Origin of the sequence: Lacrimispora indolis DSM 755, from assembly GCF_000526995.1 — a bacterium.
GTDB classification, from domain to species: Bacteria; Bacillota; Clostridia; order Lachnospirales; family Lachnospiraceae; genus Lacrimispora; species Lacrimispora indolis.
On the sequence record NZ_AZUI01000001.1, the window covers coordinates 5961955 to 5976855 of the forward strand.

The 14901-nt window shown below is 50.2% G+C and carries 12 protein-coding genes and 1 pseudogene; all 13 read right to left on the bottom strand.

The window, feature by feature from the left end; genetic code table 11:
* Positions 1–5 precede the first annotated feature (5 nt).
* The 13 genes and pseudogenes from K401_RS0128925 to K401_RS0128985 all read right to left on the bottom strand — a co-directional run bounded on the left by K401_RS0128925 (position 6) and on the right by K401_RS0128985 (position 14877).
* On the bottom strand, positions 6–389 hold the full coding sequence (locus tag K401_RS0128925) for a P-II family nitrogen regulator (RefSeq protein WP_024296220.1): 384 nt from the start codon (positions 387–389) through the stop codon (positions 6–8).
* 28 nt (positions 390–417) lie between these two features.
* Positions 418–741, bottom strand: coding sequence for a P-II family nitrogen regulator (locus K401_RS0128930; RefSeq protein ID WP_024296221.1), 324 nt, complete (start codon positions 739–741; stop codon positions 418–420).
* A gap of 25 nt (positions 742–766) precedes the next feature.
* Complete coding sequence (gene nifH / locus K401_RS0128935) at positions 767–1585, bottom strand: nitrogenase iron protein (protein WP_024296222.1); 819 nt, start codon at positions 1583–1585, stop codon at positions 767–769.
* A 331-nt stretch (positions 1586–1916) separates the two neighbouring features.
* Positions 1917–4190: a xanthine dehydrogenase family protein molybdopterin-binding subunit gene (locus tag K401_RS0128940; protein WP_024296223.1), complete on the bottom strand. Its 2274-nt coding sequence runs from the start codon at positions 4188–4190 to the stop codon at positions 1917–1919.
* Complete coding sequence (locus K401_RS0128945) at positions 4177–4662, bottom strand: (2Fe-2S)-binding protein (protein ID WP_024296224.1); 486 nt, start codon at positions 4660–4662, stop codon at positions 4177–4179. Before K401_RS0128945 ends, K401_RS0128940 begins: the two co-directional genes overlap by 14 nt.
* Positions 4663–4721: 59 nt before the next feature.
* The gene (locus tag K401_RS0128950; protein ID WP_024296225.1) at positions 4722–5345 is read right to left on the bottom strand and encodes a flavodoxin family protein; all 624 of its coding nucleotides are present in this window, start codon (positions 5343–5345) and stop codon (positions 4722–4724) included.
* 15 nt (positions 5346–5360) lie between these two features.
* Complete coding sequence (locus K401_RS0128955) at positions 5361–7649, bottom strand: xanthine dehydrogenase family protein molybdopterin-binding subunit (protein ID WP_024296226.1); 2289 nt, start codon at positions 7647–7649, stop codon at positions 5361–5363.
* Between the two features lie 13 nt (positions 7650–7662).
* A pseudogene (locus K401_RS0128960) lies at positions 7663–8133 on the bottom strand ((2Fe-2S)-binding protein); the annotation flags it as partial.
* 5 nt (positions 8134–8138) lie between these two features.
* The gene (locus K401_RS32135) at positions 8139–9125 is read right to left on the bottom strand and encodes an FAD binding domain-containing protein (RefSeq protein ID WP_024296228.1); all 987 of its coding nucleotides are present in this window, start codon (positions 9123–9125) and stop codon (positions 8139–8141) included.
* A 6-nt stretch (positions 9126–9131) separates the two neighbouring features.
* Positions 9132–9605: a (2Fe-2S)-binding protein gene (locus K401_RS0128970; RefSeq protein WP_024296229.1), complete on the bottom strand. Its 474-nt coding sequence runs from the start codon at positions 9603–9605 to the stop codon at positions 9132–9134.
* Positions 9595–11925, bottom strand: a complete 2331-nt coding sequence (locus K401_RS0128975) for a xanthine dehydrogenase family protein molybdopterin-binding subunit (RefSeq protein WP_024296230.1) — start codon at positions 11923–11925, stop codon at positions 9595–9597. Before K401_RS0128975 ends, K401_RS0128970 begins: the two co-directional genes overlap by 11 nt.
* A gap of 13 nt (positions 11926–11938) precedes the next feature.
* Positions 11939–13348: an amidohydrolase family protein gene (locus K401_RS0128980; protein WP_027352268.1), complete on the bottom strand. Its 1410-nt coding sequence runs from the start codon at positions 13346–13348 to the stop codon at positions 11939–11941.
* A gap of 2 nt (positions 13349–13350) precedes the next feature.
* Positions 13351–14877, bottom strand: coding sequence for an ABC transporter ATP-binding protein (locus K401_RS0128985; RefSeq protein WP_024296232.1), 1527 nt, complete (start codon positions 14875–14877; stop codon positions 13351–13353).
* Positions 14878–14901 lie beyond the last annotated feature (24 nt).

Here is a 14901-nt window from a genome sequence, read left to right on the forward strand (position 1 = left end):
GCCTCCTAATAAGCCTCTACCGTCTTCTCACCGCTTCTGACCGTATATGCTTCATAAATGGGAAGAACAAATATTTTACCGTCTCCCGGATTGCCCGTTTGATTGGTCTTAATCAGGATCTCCACAGCTTTTGGTACTTCACTGTCTTCCATAATCAAGGTAAAAAACCTCTTTGGAATTAAACGGAATGCCTCCGTCAGATGTTCACCCGACATATTGAGAGGCAGCTCTCCATTCTGTATCACAATGGATAAAAGCTCGGGATCAATACTTTTTTTCCCTCTGCCCAGCACCGGCCTGCAGGTGAATGCCGGAAAACCACCTTCCGCTAAAGCCTTTTTCGTCACATTTACCTTGTTGGTGCGGATAAACGCCATTACTTCCTTCATCACTTTTCTCCTCTCCTGAAAAACTCCATCAAAGCCCCTGTTTTCCGCTGCTGATGGTATAAGCATCCTCTACCGGAGAGATGAAGATACGCCCGTCACCAAAATTGCCATCACCGGTTTTTGCCGTTCTTAAAATTACCTTTACCAGATCGTCCTTATCTTCATCATTGCAGAAAAACAGCAGCATTTCTTTTGGGATCTCATCATAATAGATGTCACCAACCTGGATACCTTTCTGCTTGCCCCGTCCATATACATCCATCTTTGTCACCGCCTGAAATCCAGCCTCTGCCGCTTCTTTCATCACGTACCCTGACTTTTCAGGCCTTACGATTGCTCTCACTAATAACATAGCCGTTCTCCTCTCTGCCGGATCATCAGTCCATTACGCCATATTGCATCAGAATCTCTTCCAGTTCCTCGATCTTCATGGGGTTTGGAATCACAAACATCTCATTGTTGTCAACCTTTTGGGCCAGCTGCCGGTACTCATCTGCCTGAGGCTCCTCCGGTGAGAAATCGATAACCGTACGTTTCCGGATCTCTGCTCTTTGTACCGCATTGTCACGGGGTACGAAATGAATCATCTGTGTTCCTATCTTTGCAGCCACTGCCTGAACCAGATCTTCCTCCCTGTCTACCTTTCTGGAGTTACAGATCAGCCCGCCCATACGGACGCCCCCTGTCTTTGCATATTTTGCAATACCTTTAGAGATGTTATTGGCTGCATAAAGGGCCATCATCTCCCCGGAACATACGATGTAGATCTCCTGGGCCTTGCCTTCCCGAATGGGCATCGCAAAACCTCCGCACACAACATCTCCGAGAACATCGTAAAATACATAGTCCAGATCATCGGTATAAGCTCCCAGCTGCTCAAGTAAGTTGATGGAAGTGATGATCCCCCGTCCTGCACAGCCAACGCCAGGTTCCGGACCGCCTGACTCCACACCTTTGATTCCGCCGTAGCCTTCCTTCATGACCGAATCCAGTTCAATGTCATCTCCTTCATCACGAAGGGTATCAAGAACCGTTTTCTGTGCCAGACCGCCCAGTACCAGTCTGGTTGAGTCTGCCTTAGGGTCGCATCCTACAATCATGATGTGTTTTCCCATCTCTGCAAGTCCTGCCGTTAAGTTCTGTGTTGTTGTTGACTTCCCAATTCCGCCTTTTCCATAGATAGCAACCTGTCTCATAGCACATCCTCCTTTTAAATAAAAAAAAGGTAGCCAGCAGATAAATATCTGTGCTACCACATCGTAACAGTGTGTTTCCCTGAAGTTTCGTCGACTACTTAGGTTGTATTAACTATATTGGTTTTCCGCATTGATTTCAATATTGCATAATAAACAAAAAAATTTCTCATTAAAGTCTTGTTTCCACTATTTTTTAACAGTAATATATTGTTTTCTGACGATTGTGGTGTAAATGGAACTATATCAAAAAAGTTTCTTGGACATTTCACCTCCCCTAACTTCTCATTTATAAAGGGAAAAAGGACATTTCCAAAACGGAAATGTCCTCAATTCATTTAACTGCTTCACTATAAATAGCCTCTAAGACCGCATTCGGACGTATGGGAAGCCTTGTGATTTCATGTCCCAGGGCATTGGAGACTGCATTGGCTACGGCGGCGGCGGAAGGCACCGTAGCACATTCTCCTATGCTCTTAGCGCCGTATGGCCCTGTGGATTCGTAGCTGTCCAGAAACTCTGTCTGGATCTCAGGCATCTGGTCTGCCCGGAACAGGCCGCAGTCTCCCAGCCTTCGCTGGCGCAGGGCCCCTTTTTCGTCGTATGAAAGTTCTTCTGACAGGGCATAACCAAGTCCCATCATAATGCCTCCATGAAGCTGTCCTTCTACGGAGGCCGGATTCAGCACCTTCCCCACGTCATGAACGGCCGTGTAGGCAAGAGGCTTCACCTCTCCTGTCTTTGTATCCACCTGGACCTTTACCAGATGAACACCGCCGGATATGGGTACTGCTAAAGAACCGAAGGTGACCGCCGCAACCAGATCCTTTTCATGCTCATTGTGAGCATGGGCAGCGATTCTGTCCATAGAAATCCCTGCACCGCTTCCATCAGCCATCCATACACCGTTATTCCTCAATACAAGCTCCCTGGCTGGACAGCCAAGTATTTCAGACGCCTCCAGGAGAATTTTTTCTTTCATTTCCCTGGCTGCCTTTAAGGCTGCTCCTCCGCCGACATAGGTACCCCGGCTGGCATAGGCTCCCACATCAAACAGGGTCAGTTCCGTATCTGTTTTCACACAGGCGATCCGGTCCATGGAAATTCCAAGGACCTCTGAGACCAGCATCATCTGAATGGTATTGGAGCCGTTTCCCATATCACTGACGCCGGTAAAGATGGTAAGGGAACCATCCTCATTCATTTTAAGCATGACACCGGTGGTATCGGCAAATACCCCGAACAGGCTGCTGGCATGAGGGCCTGCTGCCAGACCCACCCCGATACGGTACCGTCCCTTGGCCTTCCCTGACTCCTGCTGCTCTTTCCATGCATCCTTCCAGCCAAAAAGCTCAAGTCCTCTTAAGAGACAATCCCTGATGCGGTAATTTCCCAAATTCTGTCCCCGCAGGTCCGTATCATTGGGATTAAATAAATTCTTTTTCATCAGGGAAGGCAGATCAAATTGCATTTTCATTGCGATCTGGTTCAACTGGCTGTTAAATGCATAAAACAACTGAGGAGAACCAAAGCCTCTCATGGCTCCTGCTACAGAACAGTTGGTATATGCAGTATAAGCTCGGTAACGCATATTGGGAATATCAAAAAGCTTAAAAAATTTTCCTCCTGCCGCCCATGCCACGCTTGAGGTGGCTCCGCTGTGAGCTCCGGCACTTAAATAAACCTTATAGTCGCAGGCAATTACCTTTCCGTCTGCTTTTACTCCCGTGCGGATATAAATGGTCTCCCCATGGCGGGTTGTGGATGACGAAATATCCTGCCTCCTGGTGTATACCAGCTTTACGGGCCTGCCGCATTTCATGGACAAAAGAGCTGCAACGGGCTCTGTAATCAGATCGATCTTTCCCCCGAATCCCCCTCCCATTGCCGGGTTCAACACCCGGATGCGGTTCATGGGAAGGCTGAATATTTTACTTAAATTCAGCCTCTGTCCGAACACATCCTGGCTGGGCGTATATACCGTCAGCTTACCGTCGGGATCATAAACTGCCAGCGAAACGTGGGGCTCTAAGGCTGCATGATGGATAGGCGGCACCCGGTAGGTCTGCTCAAATATACGGTCTGCTTCGGCAAATCCATTGTCCAGATCCCCGCCGGAAAGACAAACCTCTTCCATTAAGTTTCCTCCTTCATGAATGGGGCATGCCCCTTCTGCCAGGGCTTCTTCCGGATCTAAATAAAAGGGCAGGGGCTCATATTCCACCTGGATCAGTTTTATTGCACTGGCCGCAATCAGGGGAGTTTCCGCCGCAACGGCAGCTACCTTATCCCCCACGTAACGGACCACGTCTTCAAAAACCAGCTCCGACGGCTTAAAGGATGAATCCTCCCCATTTCCATTGTAGCGCACTTTGGGTGAATCCCGGTAACATACAACCCCATGTACCCCTTCCAGCGCTTCTGCGGCAGACACATCAATGGATTTGATTTTTGCATGGGCAAACGGGCTGAACAGCACTTGTGCATAAAGCATTCCCGGCAGCTTCATATCTCCTGTATAGAGAAGGTTTCCCGTAACCTTGGAATTTACATTTAAAACCGGATGGCTCTTTCCCAGAACTCCGTTTTGAAACTCATCCTCCCTCATGGTCCCCCTCCTTCATTCGCCCAGCTGCCAGTTTTACGGCTTCCACAATTCTTACATAACCGGTACACCGGCAGAGATTATCCCGCAGCGCAGTCCGTATCTCATCTTCCAGGGGCTCTGGATTTTTATCTAACAACGCCTTAGCTGACAGAATCATACCCGGCGTGCAGAATCCGCACTGTACCGCTCCTGCATCAATAAATGCCTGCTGGATGGGATGGAGCTTTTGTCCGTTTCCAAGCCCTTCAATGGTAATAACGGACTTTCCTTCCAGCTTCCATGCCAGGCGTGCGCAAGAGTTTACCGCCTCTCCGTCAATGATGACCCGGCAGGCGCCGCAGTCGTTTGTTCCGCACCCGCATTTGGTTCCGGTCAGTCCCAGGATCTCCCGCAGCACATACAGAAGAGTCCAGTTTTTTTCTGATAAAATAGTATAATTTCTGCTGTTGACATTCAATACAATCTCTTCCATGAACTGCCACTTCCATTTCTATCGTTACTTTTCTATGGTTCCCTTTTCCGTTTTTCTTCTCATCGGATCTCAGCTTCTTTCATGATCCTGGCCATGACCGCCACCTTCTTACCCAGCAGCCGTACCAGCTCCATGCCCGTTTTATCGTCCATCTCAGTGGAGCCGTCTCCCGGATTCCAGAGCATGGGGCCGGAATACATCCCGCTTCCCCCGGCACACAGGGTGATTCCCTGAGTGAGGAAAAAGTTCTGGATCGCCGCCATGGTAAACTCCTGCCCTCCGTTTCTGGTGCCTCCTACTGCAATTCCGGCTCCTACTTTGTGCATGAAAAACTCCGGCTCCTGTATCCCTTTCAGCCATGCGGAACGGAACCGTCCCATAAAGGCGGCGGTCTGAGCGGTCAAATTCATTTCATAAACCGGTGATGCGATGATAATGCCATCTGCCTGATAAAACTTTTCATATAAAGGCGTCATATCATCGGTAAAGACGGTACAGTGATCCTCCTGGCGCTTTAAACACTGGTTGCAGTGGATGCACAGGCTGATCTTCTTTCCCCTCAGCTCCACCAGCTCTGTCTCAACGGCTTCTCCGGAATTCCTTGCAGCCTCCAGGGCTGCCTCCAGTGCCGTAAAAGCAGATTTTTTCCTTGGGCTTCCGCATATACCTAAAATTTTTACCATGTTGATCTCCTTTTTTTAAGCATTTCCTTTTTCCAAAAGCGCCGCCCTTATCCGTTCCGGTGATGCAGGAAGTTCATCCAGCTCAATTTCCAGCGCATTGCAGATTGCGTTGACAAGCGCAGGCGCTACCGGTACCACAGGACTTTCTCCCAGACTTTTTGCGCCGTAAGGCCCTCCCGGCTCGCCTCCATCTATATCAGCCACAAAGCCCAAATGGAGCTTTGGCACCTGCCCTGCCCTGGGCATCCGGTATCGTCTGAACGTGAGGGGAGAAGGAATTCCCCTGGCATCGTATTGGATTTCTTCCAAAAGACCATAGCCCAGGCCCATGAGAATGGCTCCCTCAAGCTGTCCTTCTATCATCATGGGATTCACTACATGGCCCACGTCATGGACTGCACCGTAATCCAGCACCTTCGTCTCCCCGGTTGACCGGTCCACAGACACCTTTGCCAGATGTACCCCGTAGGAAGATGCTCCCCGGTAAGCGTGATAGGTTTCCATCACACAAAGCTCTCTCTTGCTTACGCTCTGGCAGTGTATCATCACCTGGCGGAGGGAAGCATAATTTCCGCTGCCGTCACAAGCCCATGCAGCATCATCGTGAAGCTCAATCTGATCCGGCAAAACATCCAGGACCTTAGCCGCTTCCTTCCGAAGCTCTTCCTTCATCTTTTCCGCCGCCTTCTTAGCCGCTGCTCCGATGACATAGACTCCCCTGCTGGAATAATCGCCGATATGCCACTGACAGCCATCCGTATCCGCTGCTACCACCTCGATGCGGTCCAGGGAAATGCCCAGGACCTGGGATAATATCTGCACCTGCATTCCCACGCTGTCATTTCCCATATCATGGGCTCCGGTATACAAAATGCAGCTCCCGTCTTCGTTCATCCGGATCATTGGACTGGTGGTATCCCGATGTGCGCCAAAGCAGTTGTTCCCGTGTACTCCCATGGCTATTCCTATGCCAATGCGGTATCTTCCCCCCTCCTTCCTGCTCTGCTCCTGCTCCTTTAAAAGCTTTGAATAATCCATCAGCTCAAGCAGTTTTTGAAGGCAGTCCTTAGGTCTTGGATTTCCCAGGGGATGATGATGGACCGGATTTTTGCCGTCAGGATCCACCATATTTATTTGCTGCAGCTTTGCTTCATCCATGTGAAGAAATTTTGCTATTTTATGCATCTGGCGCTGGAAACCGAAATACACCTGGGGCGACCCATATCCCCGCATGGCTCCTGAAACAATGGTATTGGTATAAACCGGGTAAATCTCAATGTGCATATGGGGGGATTTATAGGCCATGAACACTTTATGGCTCAATGCGCCGGCCACATTCATGGCGCTGGAAGCATAAGCTCCTGTGTTGATATACATCTTAAAATCCACTGCCTTTAAAATCCCATCCTTCATAAACCCGGTTTTGATATAAGTGAGGGATGGATGCCGCAACCTGCTTGCCAGTATGGTTTCCCTGCGGTCAAGCTCGACCTTGACCGGGCGCCCTGACATTTTGCTCAAAATGGCTGCCACAGGCTCCACCGTCACCTCCAGCTTGCCTCCGAAAGCTCCCCCGATTGCAGGCACAATTACACGTATCCTGTTATAGCTGATTCCGAAAATTTCGGAAAGTATGATGCGGAAGGCAAAGCTGTTCTGATTGGGACTGTATACCGTCAAATGGCCTCTTGCATTCCAGTCCGCAATGGCCACATGGGGTTCTATTGCCCCATGGTGTACGGCCTGTGTGGAATACTTTCCTTCCAGAACATAATCACATTGTAAAAAGGCGGCTTCCGGGTCTCCGGCGGAAACCTCTACCTTTCCGGCAATATTTCCGCCCGGATGGATGGGGTACTGTCCTTCCCCGGCGGCCTCCTCTGCACTGAGAATCACGGGAAGTTCTTCATACTCCACCTTGATCCGCTTAATGGCCTCCTTTGCGATGCTTTCCGTCTCTGCAGCCACTGCAGCCACCCGGTCCCCCACAAAACGGACCGTATCATCAAAGATCTTTTCATTGCAGATTACCTGCTGCTCGATCAGACGCTTTGCGCTGTTAAAGGATGTCCCAGGTGTGTTACGGAAGGTTGCCACAGCGTATACTCCTGGAAGTGCTTCCGCTTCCCTGGTATCTATAGAACGGATTTTTCCATGGGCAATGGGGCTTAGAAGCATCTTTCCATAAAGCATCCCCGGAAACTCCATGTCAGCCACATACAGCTTCTGACCTGATACCTTCTCCTGCGCATCCCGGATGGGTCTGGAAGCTCCCACACCTCCCGGCGCTTTCTGTGACTTCATTTTCTTTCCCTCCCATCTTCTTGGCAGCCAGTAAAACCGCATCAGCAATTTTTACGTAACCGGTACACCGGCACAAATTTTTATCAATGGCTTGTATCACTTCCTCCCGGCTTGGATCAGGGTTTTTATCCAGCAGCGCCTTTGCTGAAATAATCATTCCAGGAGTGCAGAACCCGCATTGGACCGCTCCGGCCTCCACAAATGCCTGCTGAATGGGATGCAGGTCACCGTTTTTTCTCATTTCCCCCGTAATGCCTTCAATGGTCACCACCTGTTTTCCGGAAAGCTTTGAGGTTTTCACCAGGCAGGAACGGACTGCTTCTCCGTCAATCAAAACCATACAGGCTCCGCAGTCCCCGGTCTCACAGCCGCATTTCGTTCCTGTCAGCTTCAGCACCTTTCGCAGGGTCTTTAATAAAGTCTGGTTTGGTTCCACCGCTATTTCCTTAAAAATACCGTTTACCTGTAATCCTATTATTTCCATAAGGCTCACTCCTCCCGGTCTTCCATGGGAATCCCCAAAAGCAGTTCTAAAAGCACTGCTTCTGTTAAATATTTTACGACCTGTTTTTTATATGGATAATCCACCAGTGCATTTTGAAGGGGCTCCATCAGTTGTGCGCATGCGGCCGCATATTGCCGGATCTTTTCTTTTGTTTCCTCTTTTTTTGCCACGTTCTTTGGCATAAAGGTATACCCACAGGGTGCTTCCTCTTTTTTCTCTGATGCAGCTTCAAACTCAGGAAAAAGCAGGGGTTTAGGAAATACTCCTCCCACGCTGGTTCTTATTTGCAGCCCTGCCCCTGACTGCCGGACTGCTGCAGCTATGTTGACAACGGCCAGTTCACTGGACCGGTTCCTGGTCAGCTTATAGAACAATCCTCTTTCACCGGTTTTCTGCTTCCTGATTCTGACCGACCGGATCCATTCCCCGCCCTCTAAAAACAGTTTCTTTTCCATCGTCTCCCCGTAAAAGCAGGTCTTTACGTGCATCCCCTCATGGCGAAGGCAGCTTCTGGTTTCACGGAACAATTCCGGCAATAAAATTTCCCGGCATCCTTTGACCCCCTGAATAACAGCGATTGTATCCAGAACCATCAAAGCAGGAATGCAATCTGACGCAGGACAGGCATTTGCCACATTGCCCGCCAGAGTGGCCCGGTTTCGGATCTGTCTGCATCCGACCCGGGAAACGGCCTGGCAAAGGAGAGGGAGGCTTTTCTGAACGTCTTCCGATTCCAGCAGTTCTGTAAGGGTCACCGCCGCCCCGATTTCCACAAAATCTTCTGTTTCAAGGATCTCTTTCAGCTCTTTCAGCTCTGATATGTCCAGGAAGGTCTTTTTTTCATACCAGCCCCTCTCTCTGGCCTTTACCATCAAATCGGTTCCTCCTGCAAACAGAAGAGAAGGCCTGCTCATCAGCCTTAAGCTTATCTCATTCAGCGAAACCATTTTTTCATAGCCTTCAAACAACATAGGTCCTCACTCCTTCCGGTTCGCCGCGTCAAGAACCGCTTCAATGACCTGCTCATAGCCAGTGCACCGGCATAGGTTTCCGGCGATGGCATTCTTTATCTCATTCCGGCCTGGATGGGGAACCTCATCCAGCAGGGCTTTGGCGCTCATTAAAAGCCCCGGAGAACAAAAACCGCATTGAACGGCATGATGACGGATGAATGCCTCCTGTAAAGGGTGGAGGCCCTCATCGGTTTTCAGTCCTTCCACCGTTACCACCTGACGGCCCTCAATGGAAACAGCGGGGACCAGACAGGAATTTACGGCTTTTCCGTCTACAATCACAGTACAGGCGCCGCATTCTCCCACACCGCAGCCTTCCTTGGTTCCCGTAAGTCCCAGTTTTTTTCGCAAAACATCAATGAGCCGTTCGCTGCCATTTACGGCCACGGCTTCTGTTTTTCCATTGCATATAAATTGAAGCAGTTTTTTATTTTCCATCTCCAGCCTCCATTTCAAAGCCTGCAATCTGTTTCATGGTAACCGGCAGGCTGCGGACCGGTTTTTGAATGGCATGCTTGACCGACAGGGCCAGGGCCGCCCCAATCATTTCTGTGGCCGCCTCAGCAATGCATTTTGCGCCATAGGTTCCTTCCGGGTCGTCGCATTCATAAAGCCTTATATCCATATCCGGCACATCCAGGGCGGTCCCCAGCCGGTAGGAATCCAGATTCAAGTCCGGGGTCTTCCCTTTGTGGAGCCGGATCTCTTCCCATAGTCCAAATCCCATCCCCATCATAATACCGCCGTATATCTGTCCCCGTATCATGTCAGGGTTAATGGCCTTTCCCACATCATGATAAGAAGTTATTTTTTCCACCTTCACCTGTCCGGTCATGACATTGACGGCTGTCTCTGCCACGCAGACGCCATAAGCATAGGTTGTAAAGGCCTCCCCCTGCCCTGTCCCTTCTTCCGTTCCCAGGGGCCTGGGAATATACCACTCATAAACAGCCATAGGAAGTCCCTGGTATCTGCGGTACGTGCAGATTTTGGATACGGGAATCCGCCTCCCTGGATCTTCCTCCAAAAAGCAGATGCTGCCGGCAATTTCAACAGTTTCATCTTCTTTGGCATCCAGCAGGAGCCGTCCCGATTCAAGAAGCATTTCTTTCATCTTTTCTCCCGCCTGTTTGACGGACTGTCCGCCCATAGCAGTCCCTCTGGAGGCCACAGTTAAGCCGCTGTCCGGGATACTGTGGGTATCCACTGATTTTACGGCAATATGGTCAGGGGAAATCCCACTGGCCTCCGCAGCGATCTGGAGATAAACGGTCTTAAGGCCCTGACCAATCTCCATCAGAGCCGCATCCAGGAGAAAGCTCCCGTCTGGCAAGGCGGTAAACATGGCTCCGGTGGCATCCACTCCTTCACTTCCCAGAGCGCAGCCGCGGTAGCTGGTCACCAGCCCGATTCCTTTTTTCCACAATCCTGTCTGGCCTTTGTAAGCCTTCCTTTTTCTCTCATAATCCGTATTCCTTACAATATCCTCCATCATTTTGGGAAACAGTGTGGTGTGGCAGAGAGTTTGTCCCGTAGCGGTCAGGCTGCCCTGCCGCAGCAGGTTCTTTCGTTTAATATCCAGGGAATCCACACCCAGGGCATCGGCCAGTTCGTCAATTATCATCTCATTGGAAAAGATGATCTGAGGAGAGCTGTATCCCCGGAATGCGCCGGGATGCATATTGTTGGTGAACACTCCGTAGGTATCGGTCCGGATGTTGGGAATTTCATAAGGACCTGCGGAATGGGCCATGGCACGGATATTCATCCAGGGGGCCTGGCTGTTATAGGCTCCGCAATTTTCAATCTGAGTGGCCTGATAAGCCAGAATTGTTCCGTCCCGTAAGGCGCCGATGCGGATATTGCTGAGAAATGGATGGCGCTTCATGCTTTCCACTATGGACTGTTCTCTGGTCAGGGTTATCTTGCAGGGCCGTCCCGTCTTTAAGGTGACGAGAGCCGCCCTTGCGCTCATCAGTCCCACCACTTCAAATTTCCCGCCGAAGGAGCCTCCCACTGTCCTTTGGACAGCGCGGATGCAGTTCATGGGAAGGTTTAGGGCATCCGCCACAAATTCCCTTGGCGCATGTCCCTGCTGGGAACAGGAGTGAATGGTTATCATTCCGTCGTCAGGATCGGAATAGGTCAGCACCGATTCCGGTTCTATGTAGGCGTGTTCCACCATCTGAGTCCGGTATGTCCTCTCCAGAATGATTTGTGATTCCTCAAATCCTGCCTTTACATCCCCTTTGCGAAGAGGATGGTAGGAATTTAAAAATACATTTCCCTTTTTTTCTTTTGCCGGCACGCCTTGAGAAAGTCCCACCCCGTCCTCCCGGATCTGGGGCGCATCCTCTTTAAGGGCTTCTTCAATAGTGAATACGGCCGGAAGATCCTCATAGGTTACCCGGACTGCTTTTAAAGCCTGTTCCAATATTTCCTCATCCTCTGCCGCCGCCACTGCCAGCACATCTCCCATAAAGCAGGGCGTATCAGTGCAGTAGTAATAATCACAATAGCTTCTGGGCTTTGGGAAATCCTCCATGGTCAGCACACAGGCTACTCCCTCCATACTTTTTGCAGCGTTTATATCGACTTTGGCTCTGGCATGGGGGTGGGTGGTATACACACAGCCGGCAAAAAGCATTCCCTTCATCTGAAGGTCATCCGTATAAAGAGCCCGGCCCGTTACCTTGTCTCCTGCATCTACCCTTGGATGGGATTTACCGATTACCCGGTATTCCTTCTTCTGGGTCATTGTACCGCTCCTTCTATAGGGTATTCCATAAATGTCCGGCTCCCCGGTTGGTGATTCCGGCCCGTTTTGCCAGACTGTCCGCTTGAGCTTGACCCTTTGCCAAAACCGCTTCCTCGTCCGCCATCATGGTCAGCTTTCCCTGTTCCATTAAAAATTCCCCGTCCACGGCCACTGCCTCAATATTGGCCGGTGTAGATGAATAGACAAGGGTGGAAACCGGATTGTGAACCGGTACGGCCTTAGGGGACCGGTATGGATTGAAAATAATAAAATCTGCTTTTTTTCCTGCTTCCAGGGAGCCGATTTCCTCTTCCATTCCAACAGCTCTTGCCCCGTCAATGGTTGCCATCTCCAGTACTTTTTCAGCAGTTATGACCGTAGGGTCCAGAGTATGTACCTTCTGGAGCAGGGCTGCCGTCTTCATCAGCTCTATCATGTCCTGCCCGTTATTGCTTGCGGCACCGTCCACTCCCAGGCTTACGGCAACGCCTGCTTTCAGCATATCCGGAATGGGAGCCACACCGGAGGAAAGATACATATTGCTCACCGGATTATGAGAAACCTTTAAGCCGTAATGAGCGGCCTTGCTGATATCCGATTCCGTCAGATACACACAATGTACCATCAGCACATTTTCACCGGTTATGCCGTACTTCTCCAAACAGTCCACTCCGGCACAGCCGTGAAGGGCCTCTGTAGCCATACGGTCAAAAGGAGTTTCCGATACGTGTACCGTCAGGCCGGACTGGTAGCTCTCCGTCACCTCCCAAAGCATGCGGAGCATGTCTCCGGAATTAGACCAGAGGGCGGCGGGTGCCGTCCACACCTTTACTTTGCTGTTTTCCTTGTTGTGGAAGCTGTCAAAAATGCGGATCAGATCCTTTTCCACAGTGGAAACATCCTGCATGATTTCGGGACAGACTCCAAAATCCAGTCCATCATTCATACAGCCCCGTCCGAAAATCCCTCTGATCTTCATCTGGGAAAATGCCTCCAGCACTCCGTCGCTTAAGCCGGGAACCGCATGGGGGTACATATAATCCACCATTGTGGTGATTCCGCAGTGGATTCCTTCCATACAGCCAAGCATTGCCCCGTAATAACAGTCCTCAGGCGTAAGAAAACGGGCTGCAGGAAAGGTCATGGTCTTTAACCAGTCACTGAGCACCATATCGTCTCCCAGACCCTTTAAAAGAGTCTGGAATAAATGATTATGGGTGTTGATAAAACCGGGGAAGAGAATCTTGCCCCGGCAGTCTAAAATCCGTTCTGCCTCAGGATACTCACTCAGAATTTCCTCTGTCTCTCCTACCTTGGCAATTCTTCCTTTCTTCACCGCCATGGCTCCGTCATAGAGCACCCGGCGGTGGCTGTCTACGGTTACAATTGTTACATGGGTCAATAATAAATCCATCTTATCCATATTTACGCTCCTGTCCTTTGCTCCTCTGCCGAACCGGCCATCAGCAGACCGATTTTCTCAATGTCCGCATCGCTCTGGTCCATTTCTCCCAAAATCTTTCCTTCATAAATAACGCCTATCCGGTCGCTTAAGGACAATACCTCCTCCAGTTCCGTGGAAACAAGAAGCACGGCACAGCCCAGGTTCCTGGCCGCTACAATCTGCTTATGGATAAATTCAATGGCTCCTATATCCACTCCTCTGGTGGGATGAACTGCCAGAAGAAGCTTAGGCTCCTTTTCCATCTCCCGGGCCACTACAGCCTTCTGCTGGTTTCCCCCGGAAAGATATCCGATCTGCATCTGCAGATCAGGCACCTTGACATTATATTTTTTCACCATGTCCTCTGCAAACCATCCCAGCTTTTTCCAATCGAGAAAAATTCCTTTTTTCAGTTCTTTGTTATTATAGTTATAAAGCAGGAGATTATCGGTTACAGTCCGTTTCATGGCTATTCCCATGTGCTGCCTGTCTTCCGGAATGTGGGATACTCCGCAGTCCAGCACCTGCTTTGGCTCTGCCCGGGTCACATCCTTCCCCAGGATTTCCACTGATCCTGACTCGATTTTAGTCAGGGCCGTAATTGCCTGTACCAACTCCGGCTGGCCGTTTCCATCCACGCCGATGATTCCGTAAATCTCACCTTCCCGCACCCTTAAGGACAAATCGTCTACAGCACGGCGGCCGTTCCTATGGTTTACTCCCAGATGGCTGACGGAAAGCACCTCTTTGCCGGGAGTCCGTTTTTCCTTTTCAACCCGGAATGTCACTGCCTTTCCAACCATGAGGGCCGCCAGCTCCGGCTGGCTGGTGGACTCCGGCAGGACCTCAGCAACCTTTTCCCCGCTCCGCAGCACACAGATGGAATCGCTGACCCGCATGACCTCATTCAGCTTATGAGTGATGAAAATAACTGATTTCTGTTCCTTTTTAAAGTGACGGATCATGCCGCAAAGCTCTTCGATTTCCTTTGGAGTGAGAACTGCCGTAGGTTCATCCAGAATCAGCAGGCGGCAGTCCTTGTAAATTGCCTTTAATATTTCCACCCTCTGCTGCTGTCCTACGGTTAAATCCTCCACCTTGGCGTAAGGGTCAATCTGGAGATGATACCGTTTCGACAGCTCCATGATACGGTTGGCCACTGTTTTTTTATCCAGAAGCAGATGTCTGTTTTCATCCATGGCCAGGATCACATTTTCCGTCACAGTCAGGGCCGGAATCAGCATGAAATGCTGATGGACCATGCCGATTCCTCTGCTGATTGCCGTCTTAGGGGAGGATATCCTTTCCTGTTTTCCATCTATATAAATGGTTCCCTCATCCGGCTGCTCCAGCCCATAGAGAATGTTCATCAGGGTGCTTTTTCCGGCCCCATTCTCTCCCAGCAGGCCATATACCTTTCCCGCTTCCACCGTCAGATTAATTTCATGATTGGCACAAAAACCAAAAAAGTATTTTGAAATGTTCCTTAATTCCAATAATGGCGCCATGATCCGTCCCTCCGTAACTTCCGG

Coding starts and splice junctions, on each gene's coding strand:
- K401_RS0128925 (WP_024296220.1), bottom strand. CDS start 389: ATGAAGGAAGTAATGGCGTTTATCCGCACCAACAAGGTAAATGTGACG.
- K401_RS0128930 (WP_024296221.1), bottom strand. CDS start 741: ATGTTATTAGTGAGAGCAATCGTAAGGCCTGAAAAGTCAGGGTACGTG.
- nifH (WP_024296222.1), bottom strand. CDS start 1,585: ATGAGACAGGTTGCTATCTATGGAAAAGGCGGAATTGGGAAGTCAACA.
- K401_RS0128940 (WP_024296223.1), bottom strand. CDS start 4,190: ATGAGGGAGGATGAGTTTCAAAACGGAGTTCTGGGAAAGAGCCATCCG.
- K401_RS0128945 (WP_024296224.1), bottom strand. CDS start 4,662: ATGGAAGAGATTGTATTGAATGTCAACAGCAGAAATTATACTATTTTA.
- K401_RS0128950 (WP_024296225.1), bottom strand. CDS start 5,345: ATGGTAAAAATTTTAGGTATATGCGGAAGCCCAAGGAAAAAATCTGCT.
- K401_RS0128955 (WP_024296226.1), bottom strand. CDS start 7,649: ATGAAGTCACAGAAAGCGCCGGGAGGTGTGGGAGCTTCCAGACCCATC.
- K401_RS32135 (WP_024296228.1), bottom strand. CDS start 9,125: ATGTTGTTTGAAGGCTATGAAAAAATGGTTTCGCTGAATGAGATAAGC.
- K401_RS0128970 (WP_024296229.1), bottom strand. CDS start 9,605: ATGGAAAATAAAAAACTGCTTCAATTTATATGCAATGGAAAAACAGAA.
- K401_RS0128975 (WP_024296230.1), bottom strand. CDS start 11,925: ATGACCCAGAAGAAGGAATACCGGGTAATCGGTAAATCCCATCCAAGG.
- K401_RS0128980 (WP_027352268.1), bottom strand. CDS start 13,348: ATGGATAAGATGGATTTATTATTGACCCATGTAACAATTGTAACCGTA.
- K401_RS0128985 (WP_024296232.1), bottom strand. CDS start 14,877: ATGGCGCCATTATTGGAATTAAGGAACATTTCAAAATACTTTTTTGGT.